The sequence below is a fragment of the Psychrobacter sp. T6-5 genome (assembly GCF_052258485.2).
In the GTDB taxonomy this organism is placed as follows: Bacteria; Pseudomonadota; Gammaproteobacteria; order Pseudomonadales; family Moraxellaceae; genus Psychrobacter.
The window spans coordinates 855,447-879,902 of sequence record NZ_JBQQEY020000001.1 but is presented as its reverse complement, the minus strand read 5'-3'; the positions used below and the strand labels follow the sequence as shown (position 1 = coordinate 879,902).

Annotated in this window: 27 protein-coding genes; 13 read left to right on the top strand and 14 right to left on the bottom strand. The window is 44.0% G+C overall.

The window, feature by feature from the left end; genetic code table 11:
* Positions 1 to 214: 214 nt before the first annotated feature.
* Entirely contained in the window at positions 215 to 526 is a 312-nt protein-coding gene (locus ACTXGK_RS18445) for a hypothetical protein (RefSeq protein WP_443515724.1), read from the top strand.
* A gap of 23 nt (positions 527 to 549) precedes the next feature.
* On the top strand, positions 550 to 1,053 hold the full coding sequence (locus ACTXGK_RS18440; RefSeq protein ID WP_443515725.1) for a hypothetical protein: 504 nt from the start codon (positions 550 to 552) through the stop codon (positions 1,051 to 1,053).
* A 119-nt stretch (positions 1,054 to 1,172) separates the two neighbouring features.
* Here ACTXGK_RS18440 and ACTXGK_RS18435 read toward each other — a convergent pair whose 3' ends face one another.
* Both ACTXGK_RS18435 and ACTXGK_RS18430 read right to left on the bottom strand, forming a co-directional pair.
* Complete coding sequence (locus tag ACTXGK_RS18435; RefSeq protein ID WP_443515726.1) at positions 1,173 to 1,634, bottom strand: DUF2846 domain-containing protein; 462 nt, start codon at positions 1,632 to 1,634, stop codon at positions 1,173 to 1,175.
* A 367-nt stretch (positions 1,635 to 2,001) separates the two neighbouring features.
* A complete protein-coding gene (locus ACTXGK_RS18430; RefSeq protein ID WP_443515728.1) occupies positions 2,002 to 2,283 on the bottom strand; it encodes a DUF503 domain-containing protein in 282 nt (93 codons plus the stop codon).
* A 134-nt stretch (positions 2,284 to 2,417) separates the two neighbouring features.
* Here ACTXGK_RS18430 and ACTXGK_RS18425 point away from each other — a divergent pair, with 134 nt between their 5' ends.
* The 3 genes from ACTXGK_RS18425 (at position 2,418) to ACTXGK_RS18415 (ending at position 3,977) form a co-directional block, all read left to right on the top strand.
* Positions 2,418 to 3,206 carry a threonine/serine exporter family protein gene (locus ACTXGK_RS18425; RefSeq protein ID WP_443516028.1) on the top strand — a complete coding sequence of 263 codons (789 nt, stop codon included), beginning with the start codon at positions 2,418 to 2,420 and terminating at the stop codon, positions 3,204 to 3,206.
* Positions 3,207 to 3,659: a threonine/serine exporter family protein gene (locus ACTXGK_RS18420; RefSeq protein ID WP_201598174.1), complete on the top strand. Its 453-nt coding sequence runs from the start codon at positions 3,207 to 3,209 to the stop codon at positions 3,657 to 3,659.
* A gap of 96 nt (positions 3,660 to 3,755) precedes the next feature.
* Complete coding sequence (locus ACTXGK_RS18415; RefSeq protein WP_201598167.1) at positions 3,756 to 3,977, top strand: hypothetical protein; 222 nt, start codon at positions 3,756 to 3,758, stop codon at positions 3,975 to 3,977.
* Between the two features lie 3 nt (positions 3,978 to 3,980).
* Here the strand turns inward: ACTXGK_RS18415 and ACTXGK_RS18410 are convergent, their stop codons facing one another.
* The gene (locus ACTXGK_RS18410) at positions 3,981 to 4,577 is read right to left on the bottom strand and encodes a GNAT family N-acetyltransferase (protein WP_443515731.1); all 597 of its coding nucleotides are present in this window, start codon (positions 4,575 to 4,577) and stop codon (positions 3,981 to 3,983) included.
* 85 nt (positions 4,578 to 4,662) lie between these two features.
* Complete coding sequence (locus ACTXGK_RS18405; RefSeq protein WP_443515733.1) at positions 4,663 to 6,312, bottom strand: FAD-dependent oxidoreductase; 1,650 nt, start codon at positions 6,310 to 6,312, stop codon at positions 4,663 to 4,665.
* 257 nt (positions 6,313 to 6,569) lie between these two features.
* On the opposite strand from ACTXGK_RS18405, the gene truD reads away from it, so the two are divergent.
* Positions 6,570 to 7,838: a tRNA pseudouridine(13) synthase TruD gene (gene truD / locus ACTXGK_RS18400; protein WP_443515735.1), complete on the top strand. Its 1,269-nt coding sequence runs from the start codon at positions 6,570 to 6,572 to the stop codon at positions 7,836 to 7,838.
* A 23-nt stretch (positions 7,839 to 7,861) separates the two neighbouring features.
* Here truD and ACTXGK_RS18395 read toward each other — a convergent pair whose 3' ends face one another.
* Together ACTXGK_RS18395 and ACTXGK_RS18390 are read right to left on the bottom strand one after the other, a co-directional pair.
* Positions 7,862 to 9,199 carry a diguanylate cyclase gene (locus ACTXGK_RS18395; RefSeq protein ID WP_522909838.1) on the bottom strand — a complete coding sequence of 446 codons (1,338 nt, stop codon included), beginning with the start codon at positions 9,197 to 9,199 and terminating at the stop codon, positions 7,862 to 7,864.
* 351 nt (positions 9,200 to 9,550) lie between these two features.
* Positions 9,551 to 10,432 (bottom strand): PHP domain-containing protein, encoded by an 882-nt coding sequence (locus ACTXGK_RS18390; RefSeq protein WP_443515739.1) that lies wholly within the window; start codon positions 10,430 to 10,432, stop codon positions 9,551 to 9,553.
* A gap of 296 nt (positions 10,433 to 10,728) precedes the next feature.
* Here ACTXGK_RS18390 and ispZ point away from each other — a divergent pair, with 296 nt between their 5' ends.
* The 6 genes from ispZ to ACTXGK_RS18360 all read left to right on the top strand — a co-directional run bounded on the left by ispZ (position 10,729) and on the right by ACTXGK_RS18360 (position 15,627).
* Positions 10,729 to 11,280 carry a septation protein IspZ gene (gene ispZ / locus ACTXGK_RS18385; protein ID WP_443515741.1) on the top strand — a complete coding sequence of 184 codons (552 nt, stop codon included), beginning with the start codon at positions 10,729 to 10,731 and terminating at the stop codon, positions 11,278 to 11,280.
* 134 nt (positions 11,281 to 11,414) lie between these two features.
* Positions 11,415 to 11,732 (top strand): YciI family protein, encoded by a 318-nt coding sequence (locus ACTXGK_RS18380; RefSeq protein ID WP_443515742.1) that lies wholly within the window; start codon positions 11,415 to 11,417, stop codon positions 11,730 to 11,732.
* Positions 11,733 to 11,749: 17 nt separating this feature from the next.
* Complete coding sequence (locus tag ACTXGK_RS18375) at positions 11,750 to 12,160, top strand: SH3 domain-containing protein (protein ID WP_443515744.1); 411 nt, start codon at positions 11,750 to 11,752, stop codon at positions 12,158 to 12,160.
* 129 nt (positions 12,161 to 12,289) lie between these two features.
* The gene (mnmC1, locus tag ACTXGK_RS18370; protein ID WP_443515745.1) at positions 12,290 to 14,362 is read left to right on the top strand and encodes an FAD-dependent 5-carboxymethylaminomethyl-2-thiouridine(34) oxidoreductase MnmC1; all 2,073 of its coding nucleotides are present in this window, start codon (positions 12,290 to 12,292) and stop codon (positions 14,360 to 14,362) included.
* A 106-nt stretch (positions 14,363 to 14,468) separates the two neighbouring features.
* Entirely contained in the window at positions 14,469 to 14,903 is a 435-nt protein-coding gene (locus ACTXGK_RS18365) for a secondary thiamine-phosphate synthase enzyme YjbQ (RefSeq protein ID WP_443515747.1), read from the top strand.
* A 79-nt stretch (positions 14,904 to 14,982) separates the two neighbouring features.
* Positions 14,983 to 15,627, top strand: a complete 645-nt coding sequence (locus tag ACTXGK_RS18360) for a hypothetical protein (RefSeq protein WP_443515749.1) — start codon at positions 14,983 to 14,985, stop codon at positions 15,625 to 15,627.
* Positions 15,628 to 15,768: 141 nt separating this feature from the next.
* Here the strand turns inward: ACTXGK_RS18360 and ACTXGK_RS18355 are convergent, their stop codons facing one another.
* The 7 genes from ACTXGK_RS18355 to ffh all read right to left on the bottom strand — a co-directional run bounded on the left by ACTXGK_RS18355 (position 15,769) and on the right by ffh (position 22,161).
* Positions 15,769 to 16,446, bottom strand: coding sequence for a DUF4112 domain-containing protein (locus ACTXGK_RS18355; RefSeq protein ID WP_443515750.1), 678 nt, complete (start codon positions 16,444 to 16,446; stop codon positions 15,769 to 15,771).
* Positions 16,439 to 17,356: a 4-hydroxybenzoate octaprenyltransferase gene (gene ubiA / locus ACTXGK_RS18350; protein WP_443515752.1), complete on the bottom strand. Its 918-nt coding sequence runs from the start codon at positions 17,354 to 17,356 to the stop codon at positions 16,439 to 16,441. Before ubiA ends, ACTXGK_RS18355 begins: the two co-directional genes overlap by 8 nt.
* 50 nt (positions 17,357 to 17,406) lie before the next feature.
* On the bottom strand, positions 17,407 to 17,646 hold the full coding sequence (locus ACTXGK_RS18345; RefSeq protein ID WP_443515753.1) for a hypothetical protein: 240 nt from the start codon (positions 17,644 to 17,646) through the stop codon (positions 17,407 to 17,409).
* A gap of 91 nt (positions 17,647 to 17,737) precedes the next feature.
* The gene (locus ACTXGK_RS18340) at positions 17,738 to 18,619 is read right to left on the bottom strand and encodes a class I SAM-dependent methyltransferase (protein ID WP_443516030.1); all 882 of its coding nucleotides are present in this window, start codon (positions 18,617 to 18,619) and stop codon (positions 17,738 to 17,740) included.
* 100 nt (positions 18,620 to 18,719) lie between these two features.
* On the bottom strand, positions 18,720 to 19,562 hold the full coding sequence (locus tag ACTXGK_RS18335; RefSeq protein WP_443515755.1) for an undecaprenyl-diphosphate phosphatase: 843 nt from the start codon (positions 19,560 to 19,562) through the stop codon (positions 18,720 to 18,722).
* Between the two features lie 85 nt (positions 19,563 to 19,647).
* The gene (gene tsaB, locus ACTXGK_RS18330; RefSeq protein ID WP_443516032.1) at positions 19,648 to 20,349 is read right to left on the bottom strand and encodes a tRNA (adenosine(37)-N6)-threonylcarbamoyltransferase complex dimerization subunit type 1 TsaB; all 702 of its coding nucleotides are present in this window, start codon (positions 20,347 to 20,349) and stop codon (positions 19,648 to 19,650) included.
* 267 nt (positions 20,350 to 20,616) lie between these two features.
* The gene (gene ffh / locus ACTXGK_RS18325; protein ID WP_443515757.1) at positions 20,617 to 22,161 is read right to left on the bottom strand and encodes a signal recognition particle protein; all 1,545 of its coding nucleotides are present in this window, start codon (positions 22,159 to 22,161) and stop codon (positions 20,617 to 20,619) included.
* Between the two features lie 451 nt (positions 22,162 to 22,612).
* Between ffh and ACTXGK_RS18320 the strand changes: the two genes are divergently transcribed.
* Positions 22,613 to 23,404, top strand: coding sequence for a cytochrome C assembly family protein (locus tag ACTXGK_RS18320; RefSeq protein WP_443515759.1), 792 nt, complete (start codon positions 22,613 to 22,615; stop codon positions 23,402 to 23,404).
* Between the two features lie 85 nt (positions 23,405 to 23,489).
* Here ACTXGK_RS18320 and purU read toward each other — a convergent pair whose 3' ends face one another.
* On the bottom strand, positions 23,490 to 24,419 hold the full coding sequence (purU, locus tag ACTXGK_RS18315; RefSeq protein WP_443515761.1) for a formyltetrahydrofolate deformylase: 930 nt from the start codon (positions 24,417 to 24,419) through the stop codon (positions 23,490 to 23,492).
* Between the last annotated feature and the right edge of the window lie 37 nt (positions 24,420 to 24,456).

Sequence of the window (24,456 nt, the reverse complement as noted above, 5' to 3'; positions counted from 1 at the left end):
AATTCAAATAATTAATAATGAGCCTATAATTTTATGAACTTTAATACACGTTTAGAAAAAAAAATTCGCTGTTATTAGCGCTCTAGATAATGAAAAACCAATATTAATTAGTGATTTTATTGTTATTCTAAAAAACGTATCTTCTTTATTGGAGACAAATAATTTCAATTTTTGGATTGATGAGCTACAAAGTACCGATTATTCAGAAATTCCAATGACAAAGCATGCAGTCGTTGACACACAAAAATCATGGAATAAATATGATTCTAGTAGAACAACCTTTGGAAACATATTGTTAGATACCTGTGAAAAGTTATTTACCTATTGGCAGGAAGATGACCTCTGTAGCACGCAAGGTCAGTTCTACTATTACAAAGATAAGAATACAAATCTAGTCTTCAAGGAAAGTGTGTTTGGCTGTATTGAGTATCTTGATAGAGCTATGGATATTTGTACTGAACCTCGATTTGGTATCGCCTTGGTTTCAGATTTACATGGAGTCGTTGTGGTTGATGATTTATATTAAGGAATCATATTCTGAGTAACACTATGAAAACTGCTCAAGAAATATTAGTAGAATGTTGGTATGACAAAACAGACATAGAATCAATTACTCAATGGGCTGATACATTCGTTAAAAATAACGACCATATTCCTGAGGAAGTGTTTGAAATTTTTTATGCGCCAAAATATCATTTTGAAGATATTCTTTTCAGACTATCTATAGCAGTAGAACCAGATTTTTCACCGCAATCATTGAGTGCCGACATCTTAGCAGCTAAATACCTGATTAACTCAATTAAAAAGTATTTGAGTGATGAGATGACACCGATAGATATCTGTAGGGTCATTCGCAAGATTGATTGTGGTTTTATGAATGCTCCGAGAGATTTACTTAATAACGTTGCATACTACCCTTATTGGCTTGGCAATTTGTACAGTGGTTGTGATTGGTGTGATGAGACGTGGACAAATAGCAATGCGCCTCACTTAAAACAAGATTTGGAGAATCAGTTGCCTCATATTAGTGAGTGGATTAACAGTAATAGTTAGTCAAATTAAAAAGCTATTTTGTTCTGAACCATTAAAAAAGCATCAGCTTAATTGCTGATGCTTTTTCGATACGTTAACAAGGACTTATGATAGTTTAGCTCATAATAGAATAAAGCCTATTATTTGCTACATTTACCTTTTACGCCTAGCTTAAGATCTGATATCGCTTCTTTACCTTCAGCTTCTGAAACCAATTTCAGCCCAGCCCCGCCGACAAACACACCTGGCTTAATGTATTGCTGGATAAAATAGTTCTGCCCCGCAGTAGTATTTACCATCAAATCGTTTGGAGAAAATTCAGACTCAGTAGAGACTTTATGCGTCGTATTTCCTTGCACTTCTTGATGAAAGAATGTTCCGCGCGCCGTTTCACCAACACACTCATCATCAATCCAAACATCTTTCTTCAAACTTGCACCTATGACACTGTTAGAACGATAAATATACAGTCCTGCTTTGTCGTTTGCAGGTGGTTGAACCTGCTTTAATACATCAGATACTTGCGCTTGTTCTGTGGGTATAGAAGCGCAACCAGCAAATAGGACTGAAGTCATGATTAAAAAAGCAATTTTTTTCAGCATAATATTTCTCTAATAATAAGGTTGACCGGACTGACAAAATTTTAATGCCATTGTGGTTTATCATAGAGAAATCAAACCTTAGACCATGTAACTCATTATCATCTTGAAGCTTGATTTATAAGCTATAAAAGTCTAATACGATCTCTTTACTTAAACTACAATGTATAAATTTTGTTACGGTACAATACAGATTATTTTTATAAAACTCAACATAATTTATCAATTTTTCTTATATTGCTTCGAAAATTTATTTATTAGGCTCAGGTAATGCCAAGAGATCAGAAGTAGTTATATCATAGTCATAAAGCATAACTTGGGTGTGATTAAAATAGCAGATTGGGTATTAGTTTCCTATAAAAGCCATTTACTAAACAAACTCCCGCTCAACATTCATCACCCGCGCATCCACTATCCGTTCTAGTTTTTCCTCAATCTGACTATACTGCGACTCGACCTCACGTTTAGACAGTCCAACGATCACAAACGTCCACTCGCTAGCATCATGGCGCGCGCGCTCACCGCTTTCACAGACCGCGACGCTTGGCGTATTGCCAAAGCGTGCATGTAAGCCGCCCATGCGCTGGCGTTTTTCTTTTAGTGAGCCGCAGCCGGGCAATGAAAACGTCAGTGTCAAAATCGCGATGTGCATTTTAGGCTCCTTGCCAAAAAAGTTTGTAATAGCAGCCAATATAATATTCAATAATGTCTGATATTGTCTGCGCGTCCGCATTCAGACCCTTTATAATAGCGTATCAATCGCCAACCAACCTGCGTATCTCACCCGTGACCTCTATCAGCTACGTCAAGCAGCAGCGCATTACTCGACTCTGCGTACGCTGCGGCTTACTCCTTATGCAGTATGGCGCTGAGTCTGCCGTGGTGGTGGACTTATCCAAACGCTTGGGGCTTGCCTTGGGAATGAACAGCGTCGAATGCTCGCTAAATTTTAACGCCATTACCCTGACCACTATCTGTGATGAGCGCTGTATCACTACCACCCGAGACACGATCAATCAGAGTATCAATGTCAATTTATTGGTACAAATTCAGCAAATCGTCAATAAAACCGAAGCCACTGTCGATAATAATGAGTTGATTGACCGCACAACCCTTGCCTTTGATGAGTTGGATAAAACCGTGTATCCGACATGGCTAGTGAGCATCTTTGTTGGTGCCTCTTGTGCCGCGTTTGCTTATTTGAATGGCGGTAGTTGGTCGATTACGGCAGTGACCTTTATCGCAGGTATGGTGGCGATGTTTACTCGTATTTATTTGTCCAAGCATCACTTTAACCCTTTTATCACCGTCATTGTGACGGCTTTCATTGCCTCACTCATTGGTGCGACGACCTATTATTTTGATATTGGCAATAATGCCGATATTGCCGTGGCCTCTAGTGTGTTACTACTGATTCCCAGCTTTCCACTGATTAACTCGTTGTCCGATATTTTAAAAGGCTATGTCAATATTGGCGTTGGGCGTGCCGTCTTTACCTATATGCTTACCCTATCGGCATGTGTGGGTATCGTAATGGCACTGGTGTTACTACGCATACAGCACTGGGGGTTTTAGATGTGGTTTATTGAGACCGTTGTACTGTCTTGCATCATTACCCTTGGTTGGACGCTGATGTTTAGCGTACCTAAACGCTATATCTTGCCGTGTCTGCTGATGACGGCGTTGGGATTTGGGTTAAAAACGGCGCTTGTGTATCAGCATGTTCATCTTGTGATCGCGAGCTTTTTTGGCGCAATGCTCGCCAGTTTTTTGGGCGTGTATTTTTCAAAAAAATACACACTACCGCCCAAAGCTTTAATCTCGCCCAGCGTCATTTGTATGATGCCGGGTATCGCGGCTTATAAGGCAATGGTGAGTATGGTACAGATTGGCTATTTTGGCTATTCGGACGAATTATTTAGCCAAATGATGGTGTATTTGTTTGAAGCGCTGTTTGTGACCTCAGCTTTGGTGCTGGGTTTGTCTATTCCGGGGCTATTGTTTTATCGCCGCCGCGCGATTGTATAGATCATAGGTTGTTGTTCTGCGCGTTATTTTGATTGGTTCATACTGACAGTACAATCCCCTTGCTGCTATGATGCAGGTAATAACGACTGTTGAGAGATGACTGTGTGGCAGGTGTATTTGTTTATATTACCGATTGGTCTTGGGATCATGACGTTGGCAGCAAGCTTATTGTTTTTATTTGCTTATCTGATGTCTGACGACACTGCCACGCGCTTGCCCGCCTTTAATTGGTTTAAGCGCTTGATCATTGTGGCATTTATCTTACTCAGTATTGGGCTATTTATGACTTTTGGACATTTTTGGGGTCAATCGAGATAGGCTTTACTCGCTAACTCTCTTTTCTAATTCTAATAACTCTAAATCTGTACGCTTTGGCTCTCCATTATTGCCATCGTTGGGAAACGGTATTTTATTACCATTCAATTGATAGCCACGGCGCTGATAGTAAGCCAAAAGCTCAGGACGATGACTCAAGATAGACATGGTCAGGCGGCTCGGCTGATTCTGTGACTGTAAGTGGCGATCTGCAAAGGTCTCAGCCGCTTGTAGTATGACATTACCGACGCCCTGCCCTTGCAATTCAGGATGCACCGCAAACATACCGATATAGGCTTTTTTATTCGAGTCAGTATCAGTTTTTATATCGACAGCAATACAGCCAAGTACCTCACCTGTTTCTTCTGCCTCACGCTCACCTGTTGTCGTTTTTGGGTACACAAACAGATAATGGGTGGGATTGGTAATCGTACTTACCAGCTCCTCTGGTGTGATACGAATACCGCCGACCAAGTCTGCCTCATTGGTCCAGCCTGCCGTCTCTCGGTAGCAGCAGTTTAGTAGTTGCTCAAGTGCGCCAATATCATCCGCTTTAGCCTGACGTAAAAATACGGAATCTTTACTCAAATTGCTTTTATTCATATTATGATTTTCCTTTTTTATTTATAAAAAAACTGGCTTAGATCACTAAGCCAGCTTAAATACTAATACTTATCCGTCTATAGTACTAGCGCGATAATGCGTGCGCTTGGTCAATCATATCAAACCCTGCGTTAAGCTGTGCACGTGTCGGTGCATGACCACGGCGCAGTAGTTCAGAGAAAGCGACCAACTCTTTATCGCGTCCAAGCGTACTTGCCGCACTCGCACGTGTGTTCTCGCCTTCGTCATCAAAATAATATTCGATATAGTCGAGCGTATCTGGCGTGCCAAACAGGACATTGTACTCTGGTGTCTCGGCATGACCGCTATAGCGCAGGCTTTTGCCATATTGCATGGTCCAAAAGAACGGAATGCGCGCTTCTAGCGAATCGACATTGTCATCGTTTAATATGGCAGCAGCTGTGACCATGCCGTGCTGCAATGCTACGCGCCAATGTTCGATACGCATACGACCCATTTGATTGCTGGCTTTGGCAATATCACCAAGTGCATAGACCCCATCACGCAGCTGTAAATGAGCGTCAACTTGCACACCATCTGGGTCGTTCACTTCATTCAATATCTCTGTACGCGGCGACACACCTGTACCCAAGACCACGATGTCGGCATCAATATGCTCACCATTCGCCAACGTCACACCGCCTACATTTGAAAAAGCCTGATTATTATTATCGCCATCGTTATCCGCTTGGCGGTCAATCTTAGTGATTTCATTGACAGTCGCGTCAAACACAAAGTTAATACCCTTCTCTTCATGCAACTTAATTAAAGCGTTACTCACCGTTTCTGAGACGATATTGCCCATCACGCGACTGCCTTGTCCAATCACTGTAATAGAAGCGGTCGTACCTGCCTGCGCTAATGCCGAAGCGGTCTCCATACCGATAAAACCTGTACCAATAATCACCACGCGCTGGTCATGACTGGCCGCTTTGATCAATTTGGCATCTGCCATGCTACGCAAGGTATATACGCCGTCTATATCTGCTCCTTTGATGGGCGGAGTGGTCGGCGACGCACCAGTAGCCACAACTAAGAAATCCGCAGTCTCTCGCTCGCTAGTACCATTTTCATTTTCTATGACAATGGTCGCCTCATTGGGTAACACGTCGCTGACCGTTTGATTAAGACGTAGATCAATATCATTGCTATTCGCCCAATCTGCGTCGCCTAGTAGCAGCTTGTCTTCATCCATGTTTCCTGCCAAAAATGCTTTGGATAATAGTGGACGGTTATAAGGGGCTTTGTCATCTTTACTAATCATCGTTATTTTGCCGCCATAACCGCCATGACGCAATTGGTTAGCGGTCATAAATCCTGCACCGCCGCCGCCCACGATAATGGTATGCGTATCAGTGAGTTTGTCATTTTCTGTCTGCTTGTTTATCTTAGCTGAGGTATCAACAGTCACGCTGTCGCCATCATTGGTAAGCTCGTACTGGGTCAAGCCTTCTGTCGCTATCGGCTCTAGTAGCGACCCATCGCGGCTATCAAAACTCGCGTGATGCCAAGGGCAGACCACTCGATTGCCGCAGCGTAATCCATCGCCCAAATCTGCACCAGCATGTGGGCATTTACCATCGAACGCACGGAACTCATCGTCATCACGAGTGATTAAAATGATACTATCGTCTTCTTGTTTATACGATTTCATACCGCCGCTTGGGATATCCGCTTTGCTTATAGTGACTGTGTTGATCATCGCCTTGGTCATAATGCTTCCTTAACAGTTATAATGATTTCCTGATGATAGCGAGTTGAAAATGACCACAACAAACCAGACAAATTCAACTTACCTTATTTTTTAATGTTTGTTATTTTTAGCGTTCTATAGATTGATAGTAGCAAGACCACTTGGCACACGATGTTTTTTTGTATGCTTGCTGCGTTGCAAAACGTAATTGCGCGACTTTCTATCAGCACATTTTCTGTCTTCACTTATTATTAATAAACACAATAAAAGACCACATTATGACCTCTCAAGACACCTCTAGCGATATTAAAAATACCTCTGCTACTCAGTCCGTATTAGATAGCGACTCAGATAGCGATACAAATAATTATGCTACCAATAGTTTTGATCTCAGTGATATTGATATTGCCGCTATCACTGACACCGCAAACTTGCCGCAGCCGAGCCGTCCACCGATAAAGCAAGCCACTTATAAAGCAGATGCCACAGACTTTGTGGTCAATGAAATATTACCGCTAGAGTTCACCGACGAAGGTGAGCATTTATGGCTGCATATTAAAAAATTAGGCATGAACACCGCGTATCTGGCAAAACTCTTGTCAGAGTGGGCAGATATTCCACTGCGTGATGTCGGTTACTCAGGACTGAAGGATCGTCATGCGGTGACGACCCAGTGGTTTAGTCTGCGTATACCAAAGAAGCAATTGCCGCCTACGGAGTTTGCACCGATAGATATTGGCGAAAATGAGTCCGTCGTTATTCTGGCGCAGCATTGGCATAATAAAAAGCTCAATCGCGGTACCCACCGTGCCAATCAATTTATCATTACCTTGCGTGATATTCAGTTTGCGAGCACTGACGATGAAGACACCGAATCGCCTGAGCAAACGGCTAAGCAACGCGTCGATCAGCATTTGGCACACATTGATGAAACGGGTGTGCCAAATTACTTTGGCCCACAGCGTTTTGGCCGTCAGGGTAATAATGTCAGAGAGGCACTGTCCCTATTTGCCCGTCCAGCACGAGAGCCAAAACCGCAACCCAAAAAAAGCAAACGCAAACGTGCGCCGCGCGAACAAAATACAATGGAGCTATCGGCAGCACGTAGCTTGATATTTAATGAGATATTGGCAGTGCGAGTTCGTGATGGCAGCTGGAACGCTGCCCTAGCAGGAGAAGTATTTAATCTGGATGGTTCGGGGTCGATATTTACCAGTGAGGCGCTAGACGATACGTTACGCGCTCGTATGAGTAGCGGCGATATTCATCCAACTGCCGTATTGTGGGGTACAGGTAATGATAAAGTCAGTGGCAGTGCGGCCGCGTTAGAAAACGAAGTCGTACAACATAGCCCATTACTCATTCAGCTAGCAACGGGACTGGAGCAGCGTGATGTCAAAGCACAAAGACGTGCGCTACGACTGCCTATTGAACAATTAAGCTGGGAGTGGTCGGATGAGCAGACATTGGTATTGAGCTTTACGTTGACCACGGGTAGCTTTGCCACCAGTGTGCTGGCAAGTTTGGTTCAGCAGATGGATTCATGATTGAATTATTGATAGCGTAGCGGCTAGCGGTTTTTGTAGAGTGAATGGATGCCACCGTTTTTTTCAGCAAACATATGATTGGCACTCACGACTTGATTGCGTCCACGGTGCTTGGCTTCATAAAGAGCCTTATCTGCTGTGCTAATCAAACGTTGACAGATATCGCTAGGTAGTTTTTGTATAAATGCCATTTGGCTCTCAGCTCTCTGCGTGGCAATCGGCTTGATAAGAGATGATGCACTTGATTGAGATTGGGCTTTTTTTGCCAAAATAGATTTATAGTTTTTGACAATGCGAGCCCTTTCTTGATGGGTCAAGGTATACAGCCCAAAGCTTGCTGTCACGCTAAAATCAAACACATCACCGACATTGATGACATGCTGAGCAATACTAAGCCGTAATTGCTCAGCAATCACCATTGCACTATCGTGCGACGTATTTGGTAGCACAACCAAAAACTCCTCACCACCGTAACGGCTAATGATGGTTTCATCTGATAACGACTGCAATAGCGTCTGCGATATTTCGATCAACACTTGATCCCCCACATCGTGACCATAGTTATCGTTGATGCGTTTAAACCAATCCAAATCAAATAGCATCACGCTAAAATCTTGATTGTCTTGTACCGTTGACAACGCATACTTCATTTTCTTCAGACCGTAGCGACGGTTCTTTAGCTGAGTAAGCTCATCTTGGTTGGCATACTGCAAGGTTTCTTGCCTACTATCGTCTAATGACACTAACAAAATACGAAACATATAAATGATAAAAATCGCTTTTGGTAGCGACATATAAATATGGGTAGATCGCCACAAAAGGCTGGAAGATTGACGAAGGTGATTAAGCCCTTCCCAAGTCAACGCCTCATTTTTAACGATAGTCATATCACTATAAGTCATATAGCTATGAATACTAGAAGGAAGAGTAATGGCCGTAAGTTGGCGTAGATTGGGTATCGTAATACCAAAATAAGGAAGTAGCGATACTGCTAAGGTCACAATAATCTGTCCTATAAATGCTCGCCAAACATAATTCCGGTTAATGAGCATCATTCCTAGCATAGCACCACCTACTAATGACACACCCGTTACTAGACTACTATGCCCTAGTATGGCGACAATAAAAGTAATGTAGACACTATAAATAGTGATGAGCAAAGCTTGCCATATGTGCAGATTGCTATTAGCACTTCTAACTGGTGAAAAACGACTGGACATCCATAGTAAGAAAACACCAACTATAGACACACTAATCCATACTAGATAGAGCAGGTTGATATCAACGTAAGCACCATAAGTATCGCGGCGATACCATACAAATAAGCACCATAGCCAATGTGAAAAAACCTCCATTAACATAAATGCTGCTAGTAGGGCCGTCCTATCAGCAGCCTCCCACTCAAAAACCGCCTTAGAAAGCTCTCTGTGGCCTAGATAGAACTTATATACAGCCATAATGCACTACCGCGGATAATCAAATTTATAGAGTTAAGAATAGTGAGCCGTGAGCCACGACCAAGGTCTATTCAGTGTGGCAATTTATACCTTAATTATCAATCAGTTTTACGCATTTATTTCCCGATAATTTCTCTATGAATGTAATTACGTTTACATATCCATTCCTAGCCTTACTCATCATGATCAATAAGGCCCTATCACTATTGGAAGTAACCTTATTAGAAGTAACTATAAAAATTTAAATCCTATTCACTAAGCAAGAGTTGTAAAAGACTCCCAAACTCCTTGTTGGTCAGGGTTCAAGACAGGCACATCACCCAAGCGACGCCACGGCATATTGCTACCATGAAAGTCGCTGCCAATCGAGGTGACTAGATTGTGCTCGGCAATACTACGATCAACCATTCTGCGTGTGCTGATCGGTTCACTCGTGGCTGGTAGCTCACAGGCATCGCCGCCAAGCTGAGCAAACTCTTCAATCAGCTTGCGCACTCGCGTGGCGGATAACTGATAGCGCGTGGGATGCGCAAGCACCGCCTTGCCACCACAAGCATGAATCAACTCGATACCATGCTGCATCGTCAATGCCTCGATCGCCACATAAGCAGGCTTATTATCCGCCAAATATTTATCAAAGGCTTTCTGAACGGTTTTGACCTCGCCCCGCTCAAATAACACTTGCCCAATATGTGCGCGTCCAACTGCTTGTGGGTTGCCACCTGCCTTGTCTAGTACGGCTTGCCACAACTCATCGAAATCTATATCCAGCAGCTCACTGAGCTTTTCGGTGATGCGCTGACCACGTGTGGCCCGACTGTCTTGTAGTTGCTGCAGAGTGGCATGCATCTTTTCGCGATCAGCAAAATCCAGCCCAAGCACATGGATGATCTTGTTTGTAGATTTGTTTTTACCATAGCCACCGCTCAACGTATGCTCACAGCTGATTTCCACCCCATTGATCAGCTGTATATCATGAGCATTGGCAACTGCTCTTGCCTCATCAATGCCCGCCAGCGTGTCGTGGTCAGTCAGTGCCAGTACATTGATGTCCGCTGCGTGCGCGCGCTTCACTACTTCAGTTGGTGCGTAAGTACCATCCGAACAGGTACTGTGACAATGTAAGTCGTATTTCATAAGATAAACCTTAATGTTTTAAAAAATAAGCGTATAAACAATTTAGTAGTAGGTAGTAGATAGTCACTATTCATATTGGTTGCTATTGATAATGTCTGAGCCAATGCTCTAGATTTAGCGACTATTGCTACTGTATTTGATGGTTATATTTGGTCAGTGGTATTGTCACTAGCCACTATAAGACCGTATTACTCTGTAGGTGACGTATATCGCAGGATTATCGTGTTGATTGCTTTTTTTTGATGCAGTAGACGTGTAAACTACCCCATACGTTTTTGTTGGACACAACCTTTGCTATGAAAGCATTATTAGACTTTATCCCTTTGATTGCCTTTTTTATCGCGGCGCGTTATAACGGTATTTTGGCAGCGGCAGGAGCTTTGCTCGTCGCTACTATCATTGTTTATGCCATTCACTTTATTCGCCAAAAAGGCAAGTTTGATAAGCAACAATGGGTCGTCTTACTATTAACCATTTTATTTTGCGGTGGCACATTGCTGTTGCGCGATGACATCTATCTGCGTTGGAAATCGCCCATTATCAATGGTATTTTTGCGTTGACCTTGTTTGTCAGTGCCGCTATCAATAAGCCACTGATGCAGCTAGCAATGAAAGAAGTATTTACTTTGACACTTAGTGGTTGGAAAAAACTGACCGTTGCTTGGGCACTTTTCTTCGCCCTCATGGCTGTACTTCATTATATCACAGCATTCACCATGTCAGATGAAGCGTGGATTAACTTCAAGACTTATGGCTGGATTCCGATTATGCTGGTATTCGTCGTGGCTCAGTTTGCTGTACTCAAAAAGCATCTCAACCCTGCGCTGACGGACAAAACCAGCAAATAACGGTTATGCGCTGATTGCAGCTACTGTCTTATAATTGATAAAACTGCTTTTAAAGCTCAAAGTAATCACCCATTAGCGTTATACGATGCATTTCAAATCAATCATCACGTTTTATTATCAACTAAGGAAGTTCCATGTCTTTATTTGTCATTATTGGTCATGATGTGGCTAATAGCAGCACACAGCGTCTGATTACTCGCGCTGAGCATATTGAGCGATTACAGGCGCTAAGTCGTGAAGATCGTCTGGTGATTGCAGGCCCAACGCCTATCGAACATGGCAAGAGCGATATGTCAGGCAGCTTAATTATTGCTGAGTTTGACTCTATTGAGGCGGCACAAGCATGGGCAAACGATGAGCCTTATTTACGTGATGGCGTCTATAGTCACGTGGATATCAAGCCATTTATTCAAGCATTACCAGCACCAACTGATACAGTAGCTGCATCGTGAGTCAGAAAGTCCTTTATTTGAATACTCGATTCTATAAAAACAGCTTGGCTAGCCTGCTACTGATGGCAGCGATGTCAGTGCATGCTGCACCAACGGCACCCAACGCAGATGCAGCGAATCCTACAGTAGCCCCTATAAATCAACCTGCTGTAGGCGATGCGTCAACAAGTTCAGCACTAGATATCAATGATACTCTGGCCGCACAGTTGCAACCGTCTACTAAAGCGCTGTCAGCGGCCAATCAAGAACTACTCAGCCGTAATGCACAATTGCAACGTCAAGTGAACGACTTGCAGACCCAAGCAAACGTTTTAGTCTATGAGAGCAAAGGTCAGTTGTTTTTGTATGGTGCATTTACCGTTTTGATCAGTTTGTTGGTGGGTATTTTTATCTCATGGCTGGTTTTTGTCCGCCGTGATCGTTGGTAAGTGATGCGCTCTTTATAAATTTAGCTTTTGGCCTGCTCTATTCTGCGACGTCTCATTGTATTTTTATGAACTTGATTCTGTCATCAAGAACATTTTTATTATAGTAAATCATCCTGCTAAGAAGTTTCCATGTCTATCGCTCATCACACAAACGCTGAACCATTAAATATTATCACACCTGCTAAGGTTGAGTGGCAAATGGATGATACTGGCAATATGGTGCCAGTATCCGGTGAGTTTGGGGATGTGTATTTTTCTCATGCGGATGGCCTAGCAGAGACACGTCATGTGTTTTTAGAGCACAATCAGCTACCTGAGCGCTTAGCGCGCCTTGCACCACAGCAATGTTTTACGATTGCGGAATTGGGTTTTGGTACTGGGCTTAACCTTTTAGCGACGTGGCAGTTATGGCGACAGCTGCGCGATACCCATCCACAACTGGCAGATGCTCGCCTACATTTCATTACCACTGAAAAATTCCCGATACCGCTTGCAGATTTGACGCACATACTTGCCCTATGGGGTCAACGTGCGCCTGAACTTGTAACGTTGATTGAGCTACTTTTGGCAGCGTATCCGCCTCTTATCGCAGGCTGTCATCGTTTGGATTTCTCTTATGATAATCTGACGGTCGATATATGGCTTGGTGATGCAGCCCAGAGCCTTAGCAAACTGGCAATAGATCACTCTCAGCAGTCTACGCCTCAGCCTCATATCGATGCGTGGTTTTTGGATGGCTTTGCGCCTTCTTGCAACAGTACATTGTGGGCTGACAGTATCTTTGCACAGATGCAGCGCCTATCGCGTACGTATACCACGGCCGCTACTTATAGCTGTGCAGGCATCGTCAAGCGCGGACTCAAGGAACATGGCTTTGACATCAAAAAGGTAAAAGGTTTTGGTCGAAAGCGCGAAATGCTCACTGCCATCATGACCGATACAGACCATATTGATGTTACTAATGATAATAAAAATTGTGATAACAAAAGCCACAATGCGAAGCATATAACAATAGATAGCACCTTTAATCACACTGTCATCATTGGTGCAGGCGTTTCAGGGTTGCTAACGGCTTGGTCGCTTGCCAATCGTGGTATTACCGTGACCTTATTGGATAAATCAGCGCCTTTGGCAGGGGCTTCGGGTAATCCTCGCGCGCTGCTTGCGCCCAAAATGACGCCAATTCACCACGTTGATGAGCATTTACATACCATCGGTTATCTTTATAGCAGCAGGCTATATCGAGACCTTAATCAGAAAGCCACACAGCTCAATACAGCGCCAGTACTGGAGCCGACTGTTGCGCTTGATTTACTGATAAAATCCAATATTGGCACCGAGCAAATCGCAGATTATCCTGATGAGATGGCAACTACCCTATCCCATGAGCAAGCGCAGAATATTAGTGGGTTGCAAGAACAAGACTTATCAGAGAACTTGTACTTACCCCAGTCTGGTTTGGTCAACCCGCAAGCATTGAAAACTATTATATTGACACATCCGCTCATTCGTTTTCAGCAATTAGACGTGAGTAAAATTGACGAAACTGAACAGCAAGTGTGTATTGAAGGCAGCAATCAAAATCAGGAGACTGTCTCTATTTTTGCTGATAACGTAGTCATTTGCGCCGCCTTCGAGAGTCATCAATTAGATAAGCGTATTTTTGATTGCCGTAAGATTCGTGGGCAGCTGTCTTGGTTTACACCTACGATGGAGCAACTTGCAAACTTACCTAAAATACCGCTTAAATATAGTGGTTACTGTGCGCTGTTCAACGCACAGACTGGCGATGATGAGCTAAACACTGTCACCACTGGCGAACCATACTTATTACTAGGCGCGAGCTTTATCCGCAATGATACGGATACTGACATTCGAGATGAAGAACACAAAATTAGCCGGGACAAGCTCGTTGCTGCCATTCCTGAGATGGAATCTATCGTGCCAGCCGATACGAGCTTATGGCAAGGGCGCGCTGGTATTCGCACCCAAACGCCTGATTATCATCCCATCGTTGGGCAGCTAACCAACAGTCAGCGAATTTGGACAATGAGTGCAATGGGTGCAAAAGGTTATGCATTGGCACCTATTTGTGCTGAAGCATTAGCAGGTATGATGCTAGGGTCATTTGCGCCGCTATCTAATGCAATGTTCGCACGTCTATCGCCCAATCGTACACGTCTACAGACGCCGCTTATTTAATATTGTGAAAATTAGCTCTTGTGTAAATAAAACCGACGCTCTCTACGGTTTATACTGTCTTATGGTATCTTAATTTTAAGTCGACTCTAATAATGAGATATACCCTATGAGCTACCATCAAACCACCATTACCCTACCTACTTATGCCCGTGGTATTCATATCATCACCCCGATTATCGAAGCGGCCATTGCTCAGCTGATACCGCACTCTAACAAAGCGGGGTTGGTCCATTTGTTCTTGCTGCACACCTCAGCCAGTCTCACAATTAATGAAAATGCTGACCCAGATGTCAGACTAGATACTGAAGAATGGCTCAATAAAATCGCTCCCGCCGATCAACCAGAGTATCGCCATACCCTAGAAGGGTCAGATGACTTGCCCGCTCATTTTAAAAGCATGATGCTGGGTGTCAGCTTAACCATTCCACTAGTCGAGGGTAGATTGGGTTTGGGTATATGGCAAGGGGTTTGCTTGTGCGAGCATAGAGACGTGACTGGATATGGCGGACAGCGCAAGCTGGTTATTACGGTCAATACGTAATAATATAGAGTTATTCACTGGCAGGTTAACGCCTGCAAATTGCCACATTGATATAGAGCGCTATTAACGGATAAACCTCATGATGACCCCTTTTGCCTCAAAACTACCAATCCCAACAAACCCTAAGTCTCACGGTCTCAAGGCTTCTGCTGTTTTTTTGAGTTTATTTCTGCTGAGTGCCTGTCAAGAAACGCCAGAATCTGAAGCACCTGCCGAAACACCATCTGAAACGTCAACACAGACCACACCAGTCACCACAAATATTAATGTTAATGAAGCGGCTAATGACAATACTGTCGATGACGGTACCACACCTGTACAGAGCGACACTGATCCAGCACGCGATGTGAGCGTGACAGAATTAGAAAAAAACCTTGGAGACACTGCGCCAAATAATGCGGATACAGCACCCAATCCAGAACAGGCAATCAAAGGCGCACAGATCACTGATGTACGCTATAAGAGTGCCGCAGGTGATAGCCTGTCAGTCGTTTTTGAGACATCAGCTGCAGGGCTACTCAATGCCATCGTCACCCGCCCCAACCAGCCAAAAATGACGCTCAGCGCACCAGAAGGACAAGGTAACAATCCCACTTATCGCTCAGCCGATGGCAATATCCAACTGGTGAGTCATGCAGGTGGTAGTACGATTGATCTTATCCAAAATGATACTGTCACGAGCTTTGATGCGGTCAGCGCTGAAGCAGAAGTCGTCACTGAATAAGTGCTAGCTGTATGCTTTTTGAAAGTCTTATCTTAAATAATTAAAAAGCGGCAAACGTTACTATCATTGCCGCTTTTTTCACTAATACTGAATGCTCTCCGCTTACTTGCATTCACTCAAATTTCTAATATATAACTTTATTTATCCAAACCCAGTCGATTGACCAAAAAGTCCGACCAACCAGCTTATCGCCGTCCATATTCCCCAACCGACAAATACAATCACGATGAGTCCTAACATGTCAGGGATATGCAAGTACAGCCAAGCCACTATAGGATTTCGCCAAAAGGCACCAAAGCGGCTTTGTTGCTGCTTGTCTTCTAGTGATTGATGCAAAAAAGGCCGATCCATATGCATGGTTTCAGTGATGCCATACTCCTGATGCAAATGCTCGTGTACGATACCCAATGTCTTGCGGCTAGGGCGAATAAAAATATCTAGCAATGTTCCAATACCCGGTACAATACCAACGATCATATCAATCAGCGCCAGTCTAACAGCGGGTGTCATTTTATCGGCAGGAACACCCAGCTGACGACCCAGTATAAAAGCATAGCTCGTCAATATCAGTCCTGCGACATCCCCTGCGAGAGGAATGGTAGAGAGCGCCGCATCCGCACCCATGCCTTGCTTGGTAAAAGGCACGCGGACAAGAGAATCCATTGTATTAGCAAACTTTGCTAGTTTACGCTCGGTGGCAATGACTTGCTCGCGCGTCAATCCATGCTCAGCAAGTTTTGCCTGATAGTCGACGCCTGAGCCATGTGTAGCGGAGGATTTCTTTACTTTAAATTTCGGCAACTTCTTAAATCTATCCATTTAGAGTCGTCCATATACAAGCAATTGCAACAAGGGCAAAAACATAGCGTCCTACCCAGATATTGGCTAAGAATGCCTGAAAGCAAGCCTGTGCATTGCGACTGGCACACGCGCTGTTTTGTTTGGCAAACATCATCGCCACCAATGCCAATCCGAATACGGGTGTCACGCCTAGCGTTGTTGGGGCAAAGTAATGCCACATAGCCGTGCCCATCATCAGCAAAAATAGCATTTGCAGGATTGAGATAATAATCACATCATAGCGGCCAAATAATATCGCTGTTGATTTGACGCCAATCTTGAGATCATCTTCGCGGTCAGCCATCGCGTACTGCGTATCATAGGCCACCGTCCAGCACATATAAGCAAAGAATAATATCCAGCACCAAATATCGGGAGCGCCCTGCACCGCCACATAAGACATCGGTATGGCCCACCCAAACGCCGCTGCTAAAAATACTTGCGGTAGATGGGTATAGCGCTTCATAAATGGATAAATAAAGGCCAAGACAACAGCACCCAATGACCAATAAAATACCGCTATCGGTAAGAAGAATAGCAAACTGGCGCTTAGCAATACCAGTACCAAAAATGCAGCAATGGCTTCTTTGCCAGATAGACGTCCATCTGCTAATGGACGACCTTTAGTGCGAGTCACATGACCATCTACTTTACGATCAGCAAAATCATTAATCGCACAACCAGCGGCGCGCATAAATATCGCTCCAAGCGCAAATATCGCAAATATCTTGAGCGTTGGAAGACCTGCTGTAACTCCTTGCTGCTGGGCTTGGCCCATGGCAGCCAGTAGTACGCCCCATAATGTCGGCCATAGTAGGAGCTCAATACCCACTGGTTTATCAAAACGCGTGAGCTGGATGTAGGCTTGTAGTTTGTCTTTGAATGTCATGGCTTCTTATTATCATTAATAAAGAGTGTTATATGCTTTTTGGCTAACCGTTAGATTTGTTGCCATAAGTTATTGGCTTCGACTAGGGACAATTCAGGATACTGTTTACGTAACGCTTTAATCGCAGGGATTTTCTCTTTGTGTGCTGCTTGTTGCCGCAAAAATGCCAATTGCTCTTGTGGACTGCTCAATTCCTTTAAACGTGCTTCAAGCCGAAGAATCCGAGTGCTCAGCATGATATTGACCAACAATAAGCCTGCACCCATGACCCAAATGATTAGCGTTGACATTTCCTGCTCCTGAATACATTTATTCTAAATACTCAAGCTAATGAATGACGTACGTTTATGCTGATACACTCATTATCACAAACAATCGCTATCAGACAAAATACCCATCAAAGCGCACGGCTTCATTATGCCAGCTTTCGCTAGCAGGCTGTTCAGCCAGCAAGGGCGCAAATTGCGGACGTTTCACGACCACACGGCCTTGTCCTTGCGCGCTTCGACTCACAATTGCCTTGGCGCTATTTAGCAGTTGGCGCTCTTCATCTAGCGTTGGTGGACGCGCCAACTGATGCAGCGCTTGCATGTGCTTACCGACTTTTGCGCCTTTGCCTGTCTTACTGTCTTGATAGCTATCCTCTGGAAACATGGGGTCCAAATACACTACATCGATTGCATTGCCATCATTCGCTATATTGTCAGCTTCTAAACTCGCAAAGTAACTCAGTGCATCAGCATTAGTAATATGTAGACGGCTCATCAGCTTCTGCCAATTAGGCAGCTTGCTCATGCGCTCTTGCTCCGCAAGTAATAGCAGCGCCATCAAAGGCTGCTGCTCAAGCATAATGACCTGTGCCCCCGTACTGCCCAATATCAAACTATCATGGCCAAAGCCGGCCGTTGCATCGATAACACGGCTATCTGCGGTAATCTTTGCTGCTTGCAGTAATAGCTCCGACTTACGACCAGCACTCACCACGCGGCGTTGCAATTTATCCCACTCTGGTGACACGCTCAGACCATCGCTAAGCCATGATAGCTTATCTTTTTCATCAAGCAGCAAAATAGGTTGAGAGGATGTTTGGCTCAGTTGTTGGCGACGTTTTTGTGTGAGCCTTTCTGTGGAGAATTGAGTCTCTAAGACGATTGGTAGTTTGTGCTCAGCTATTAATGACTGTAGACTCTCAATCTGTGCTTGCTGGCTGTCATTGATGTAGAATAACTGACAATGTACAACAGCACCTGTTTCGTCATACATTTGGGGCACATCTGTCATAACCATCATCCTATTTGCTGCTTATTTTCACTATAAATTACTGACGTGTTAAATCATCAACATCATAAACCACGGGCTAAATCTAGCCAGCCATTTGATAACCAAAGCCCCAAGCCGCAACCAACACGATAACACCCGTAATAATGCGTAACCAAGCAAAAATGGTAAAGTCGCGGCGACTCACCCATGCTACAAGCAAGCGAATACAGAGTAGCGCCACGACAAATGAAACGATGGTGCCGATACCGAGCACCAACCAGTCTTCACGATTGCTCAGTACATCGCCATGCTTGAGCAAATCCAACAGTGCTGCTCCAACAATGACAGGAATACCCAAAAAAAATGAGAACTCAGCAGATGCCTTACGTGAGACCCCAAGCCATAGCGCCCCAATAATAGTGGCTCCCGAACGCGACGTACCTGGTATCAAAGCCAAACATTGAAATAGACCAATCATTAGGGCCGTTTTTATACTGACATCTTCTGCTTCTTCTGCAATGATGGTTTTAGGGCGTTTTTCTACATAGAATATGAGCAGACCGCCGATGATGAGCATAATTGCAACGACAATAGGATTGAATAAATACGCTTTGATTTCATCGGCAAAGGTAAAGCCAACAATCATTACAGGAATGGTCGCGACAATGAGACTGAGTCCCAGCTGCCTAGGATTGGTCATACCTTCTGCTTTGCCAGTCAGCAAACCCATCAATGCTTGCCACAATCGACCCCAATAGTCATAAATCACTGCCAAAATAGCACCAAGCTGTACCACGACCACAAACAAATCAACTTTTTCTTTGGTCCAAAATCCCATCACATCGGCTGATAAAATCAAATACCCCGTGCTAGAGATAGGTAAAAACTCTGTGATGCCTTCCACGATACCCATGATGACAGCTTGAACGAATAACAGTATATCCACAATGACTTTCCTAAAAACAGGCCGATTGGCTGTCCTATATTAACGTTGGTTTTATATTGATTAATGCTTAAAAAATACTCAAAAGCTATGCTTTGCCTTGCTCTTTGAGTGTTTTCCAAGCTTGGTTGCGTAGATATTTTGGTAGTGCTTGCGCTGCCTCCGTACCGCCAACGTTTGCAAACTGAGCAATACCAAGCTGCCCAATCACAACAGCATCTGGCCAGACATCTTCATGACAGGCTTGCTGATCCTGTAACGCTAATAGCGGCGCGCCATTTCCTGCGATAGGGATATTCAGCGCTGTTTGGCTATCATAATCTAATAGCTGTTCTGTACTATCACTGCCATCAGCCAATACTGGCTGCATAATGCTATAACCTAACTGCTCGTCAACTACCAACTCATACTGTCCGAAATAGACTTGCTGCATACGAGCATCAAGGGCGCTGTATAGGTGCGTCAGGCTGTACTGCTGATACGCAGATTGTGCAATCGCTTGTAGGCTAGAGACACCAACACAAGGCAAGTCATGCGCGACAGACAACGCTTGCACCACTGCCGTATTAATGCGGATACCACTGAACGCACCCGGCCCTCGATTAAATATTAAAGCCTGTATATCAGCAAGACGTAACTGCGCCTCAGATAACGCAGCATCAATCATCGGTAAAATCTGCTGAGTTTGCTGGCGTTTACCTGTTTCGGTATGGTTCGACAGTACCTGTCCGCTCGAATCTAAAATCGCGATCGAACACTGATCGAACACGGTATCCATTGCTAAAAACATCACAACCTCGGCTTTTACTTTTGGCGTTCTAAATGGGTTTGTCAGATTTTAATAATTTTTAATAGCTATTTATTATTTATGTACTATCAAAATTCAGACAGAATGAAACAGCGCCTATCATAGCATTTAGGCTAAATGAATTTTATGAATTTCTACGTTTTCCACACTTTATTCATCTGTACTTATTCATAGCTAATCATAAAAAACCCTAAAGCTTAGGTAGCTTTAGGGCCTGTATAAAATGTTTTCAGTATACATCACGATAGCTTAGAAGCGTGTTTTAAACTTCTTTGGCGCTTGGTTTTGCATTTCTTGCATCTGCTTTTGCATCTCTTCGGTGCTTGGCATATTGTTCGGATCCAGTCCCATTTGCTTGGCCATTTGTTCTGGATTCACATCTTTTGCGCCGCCTTGTTGACCGCCGCCAAACAATGGACCGCCGCCACCGCCCGCGCTGCCGCCACCCATGAGTCCTTGCATAGACTTCATCATTTTACTGATGCCTTCAGGCTTTGAGATCATTTTCATCATTTTTGCCATTTGCTTATGCTGCTTGAGCAAACGATTAACGTCCTGAATTTCACGGCCTGAACCTGCAGCAATACGGCGCTTACGACTTGGGTTAATTTTATCAGGGTTTTTACGCTCAAACGGCGTCATTGAATTGATCAATGCTTCCATCTCGCGCACTTTTTCTTCTGGTTTGGCGTCCTCAACGGCTTTTTGCATGTCGGAACCGCCCATACCAGGCATTTTGTCTAAGAAGCCTGCCATGCCGCCCATGCTTTTCATCTGCTGGAACTGAGTCAATAGATCCTCAAGGTCGAAGTCACCACCCTTTTGCATCTTTTTCGCCATTTTTTCGGCTTTATCACGGTCGATTTTTTGCTCAACTTCTTCGACCAAACTTAGTACGTCACCCATACCAAGGATACGCTGGGCAATACGCTCAGGGTGGAACAGCTCTAACTCGTCTAGTTTTTCACCGCGACCCAAGAACTTAATTGGCTTACCGGTAATAGCACGTACAGACAGTGCCGCACCGCCGCGAGCGTCACCGTCAGTCTTGGTTAAGATAACACCCGTCAATGGCAACGCATCATTAAAGGCTTTTGCGGTATTGGCGGCATCTTGCCCCGTCATTGCATCGACGACAAATAGCGTCTCAGATGGATTGACCGCAGCCGTTAGCGCCTTAATCTCATCCATCATGGTATCGTCGATATGTAGACGACCCGCGGTATCAATAATCAGGATATCTTGATATTGGATTTTGGCTTCTTCAATCGCACGCTTTGCGATATCAATCGGATTCTCATTCGTGCTTGAGTTCACAAACTTAGCATTTACCTGACCGGCGACTTGCTCAAGCTGTTTGATCGCCGCTGGACGGTAGACGTCAGCCGATACCAGCATGACTTTTTTCTTTTGGCGTTCTTGTAGATATTTGGCCAATTTACCAGCTGTGGTCGTTTTACCCGCACCTTGCAAACCTGCTAGTAAATAGACAACGGGCGGCTTGCCTGTCATCTCTAGCTGCTGATTGGCGCTGCCCATCATTTCGGTCAGCTCATCGTGCACGATTTTGACAAATGCTTGACCTGGCGCTAACTCTTTTAGCACTTCAGCACCAAGCGCTTGCTCTTTCACGCGTTTGACGAAATCACGAGTGACAGGCAGTGCCACGTCAGCTTCTAACAGTGCCATACGTACTTCACGCAGGGTGTCTTTGATATTGTCTTCGGTCAACTGCCCCGTACCCACGATATTACGTAGGCTAGACGATAAGCGTTCTGTTAAGGTATCAAACATAAATAACTCTCAATTAAAATGGTTTTCAATTAAATAATACGCAATTAAAATAACTTTCAATAAAATGGTGGCGAATCAAACCATTCAAATGGTTCATCAATACTATTAGGATGGACTATCAAATACTGGAGTTGCTCTGATAAGAAATGTATAAAAAATCATATTATCAATACTATAGCATCAACACGGCTCAAAACTTATAGTGGTTTTGCAAAAGCCCCAGTTCTTATCTTTATAAGTGATTTCTTGTCAGTGACTATTTATAAGCGACTGATTTTATATTTTGCTCATTGCAGCCTTGGTAAACATTTATAAGGAATAATCAAGATGGTACTCAACTGGCACCCATTTTATGATAAATTGGACGATTATTCTAATCATTCTGATAATACTATTTTAGCGACACATTGAGCGGCAGTTTACGCTCAGTATAAGATGAGGCTTTTTATCTGTGCACCTTGCATTCTTACTTGCTAGCATGGCTTATGTCTTAGTCAGCCTCCACATTGGTTGGGCGCTGATTCAGGACAAACCTATTTATAAAGGCGTCAGTTTGGGGCTTTTATTGGTAGGGATGGCCGCACATGCGACCTTACTCTATCCATATGTTGTGACGCTTTATGGTCTGAACTTCAATTTGTTCAATATCATTAGCCTGACCAGTTTATTCTTCTTATTCTTTTATCTGCTGTTTTGTTTATATCGCCCTATTCTGAGCCTTGGTATTTTGGCTGCGCCTACTGCACTAATAGGTATGACCGTCGGCTATATTGGCCGCGCACCCTATCAACCGCTTACTGACGTCAGTGTCGGTCTTGAAGCTCATATCTTATTATCATTAGCGGCCTATTGTGTGCTGTTGATGGCGGCAGTACAAGCGCTATTTTTGCGTCTACAAATTCGCGAGCTCAAGCATCATACCATTCACCGATTTTGGGTCAATAAATTACCCTCATTACAAAGTATGGAGAGTCTATTATTCGATATGCTCTTGGTAGGCTTTGTGCTGCTTAGTATCGCACTGGGTATCGGGTTCATCTATGTCGAAGATTTGATGGCACAGCACATTGTGCACAAAACGGTATTTAGTCTGCTCTCGTGGTTATTATTTGGTACGTTGCTGCTTGGCAATTGGCGAGCAGGATGGCGAGGCAAACGTGCGGCGAATATCACTATTTATGCCTTTATTCTGTTAGCGATTGGCTTTGTGGGTAGTAAGTTTGTTTTGGAAATGCTGATATAAAATATCACATTATAAAAAAGGCGGTCAGTAACTGTTACTACTGACCGCCTTTTTTACTTTTAAATTGGTTTTTTACGGAATTTTACTAGTTAAAAACTACGGTCTTGTTACCTGCCACAATCACACGGTTTTGCACATGCCAATTAACAGCACGCGCCAATACATTTCGTTCGATATCACGTCCAATCGCACGTAATTCTGTTACTCCTTGGCGATGCGTCACGCGGTGCACATCCTGCTCAATGATAGGGCCTTGATCAAGCTCAGCTGTGACATAGTGCGCAGTTGCCCCAATGAGCTTAACGCCTTTATCATAAGCTTGACGGTATGGATCTGCACCCACAAAAGCAGGCAAGAACGAATGATGAATGTTGATTACTTGCATCGGCCAACGCTTCACAAAATCAGACGACAATATCTGCATGTAACGCGCCAACACAAGCAAGTCATTACCTGCCATCAGCTGATGGATTTGCTCTTCTGCTTCCACCTTATTCTCTTTGGTCACGGGGACATGGTGAAAGGTGATACCAAAGTTTTCGACCGCTTGCTGTAAGTCAGGATGGTTACTCACCACGCAAGTAATCTCGCAATCTAGCAAGCCACGCTGATGTCGCCACAATAAATCTAACAATGCATGATCAAACTTTGAGACCAAAATACCCACTTTGGTCTTGGTCGCATTGTTATGTAGACGCCAATCCATGTTATGGCGTTTAGCCACAGTATGTGCAAAGCTGGCCTCAAAATTATCAATGATATCGCTCAAGCCTGCCAAAGCAAACTCCAAGCGCATAAAGTACTGACCGCCCTCATGAGCCGTTGAATACTGATCTAGGGTGATGATATTCGCGCCATAACGATGAATAAATTCAGAGACTGCTTGCACGATGCCGGCCTGATCTTTACATTTGATGAGCAATGTCGCTGTATCAGTAAAGCTAGGAATCTGTTTGCTCTGTGAGGCTGTGTTTGTTGTATTTGATGATGAAGCCGTTTTGGTATTGTCTGACATAATACGCCCAATATAAAAAATGATGACTGATCGCTGA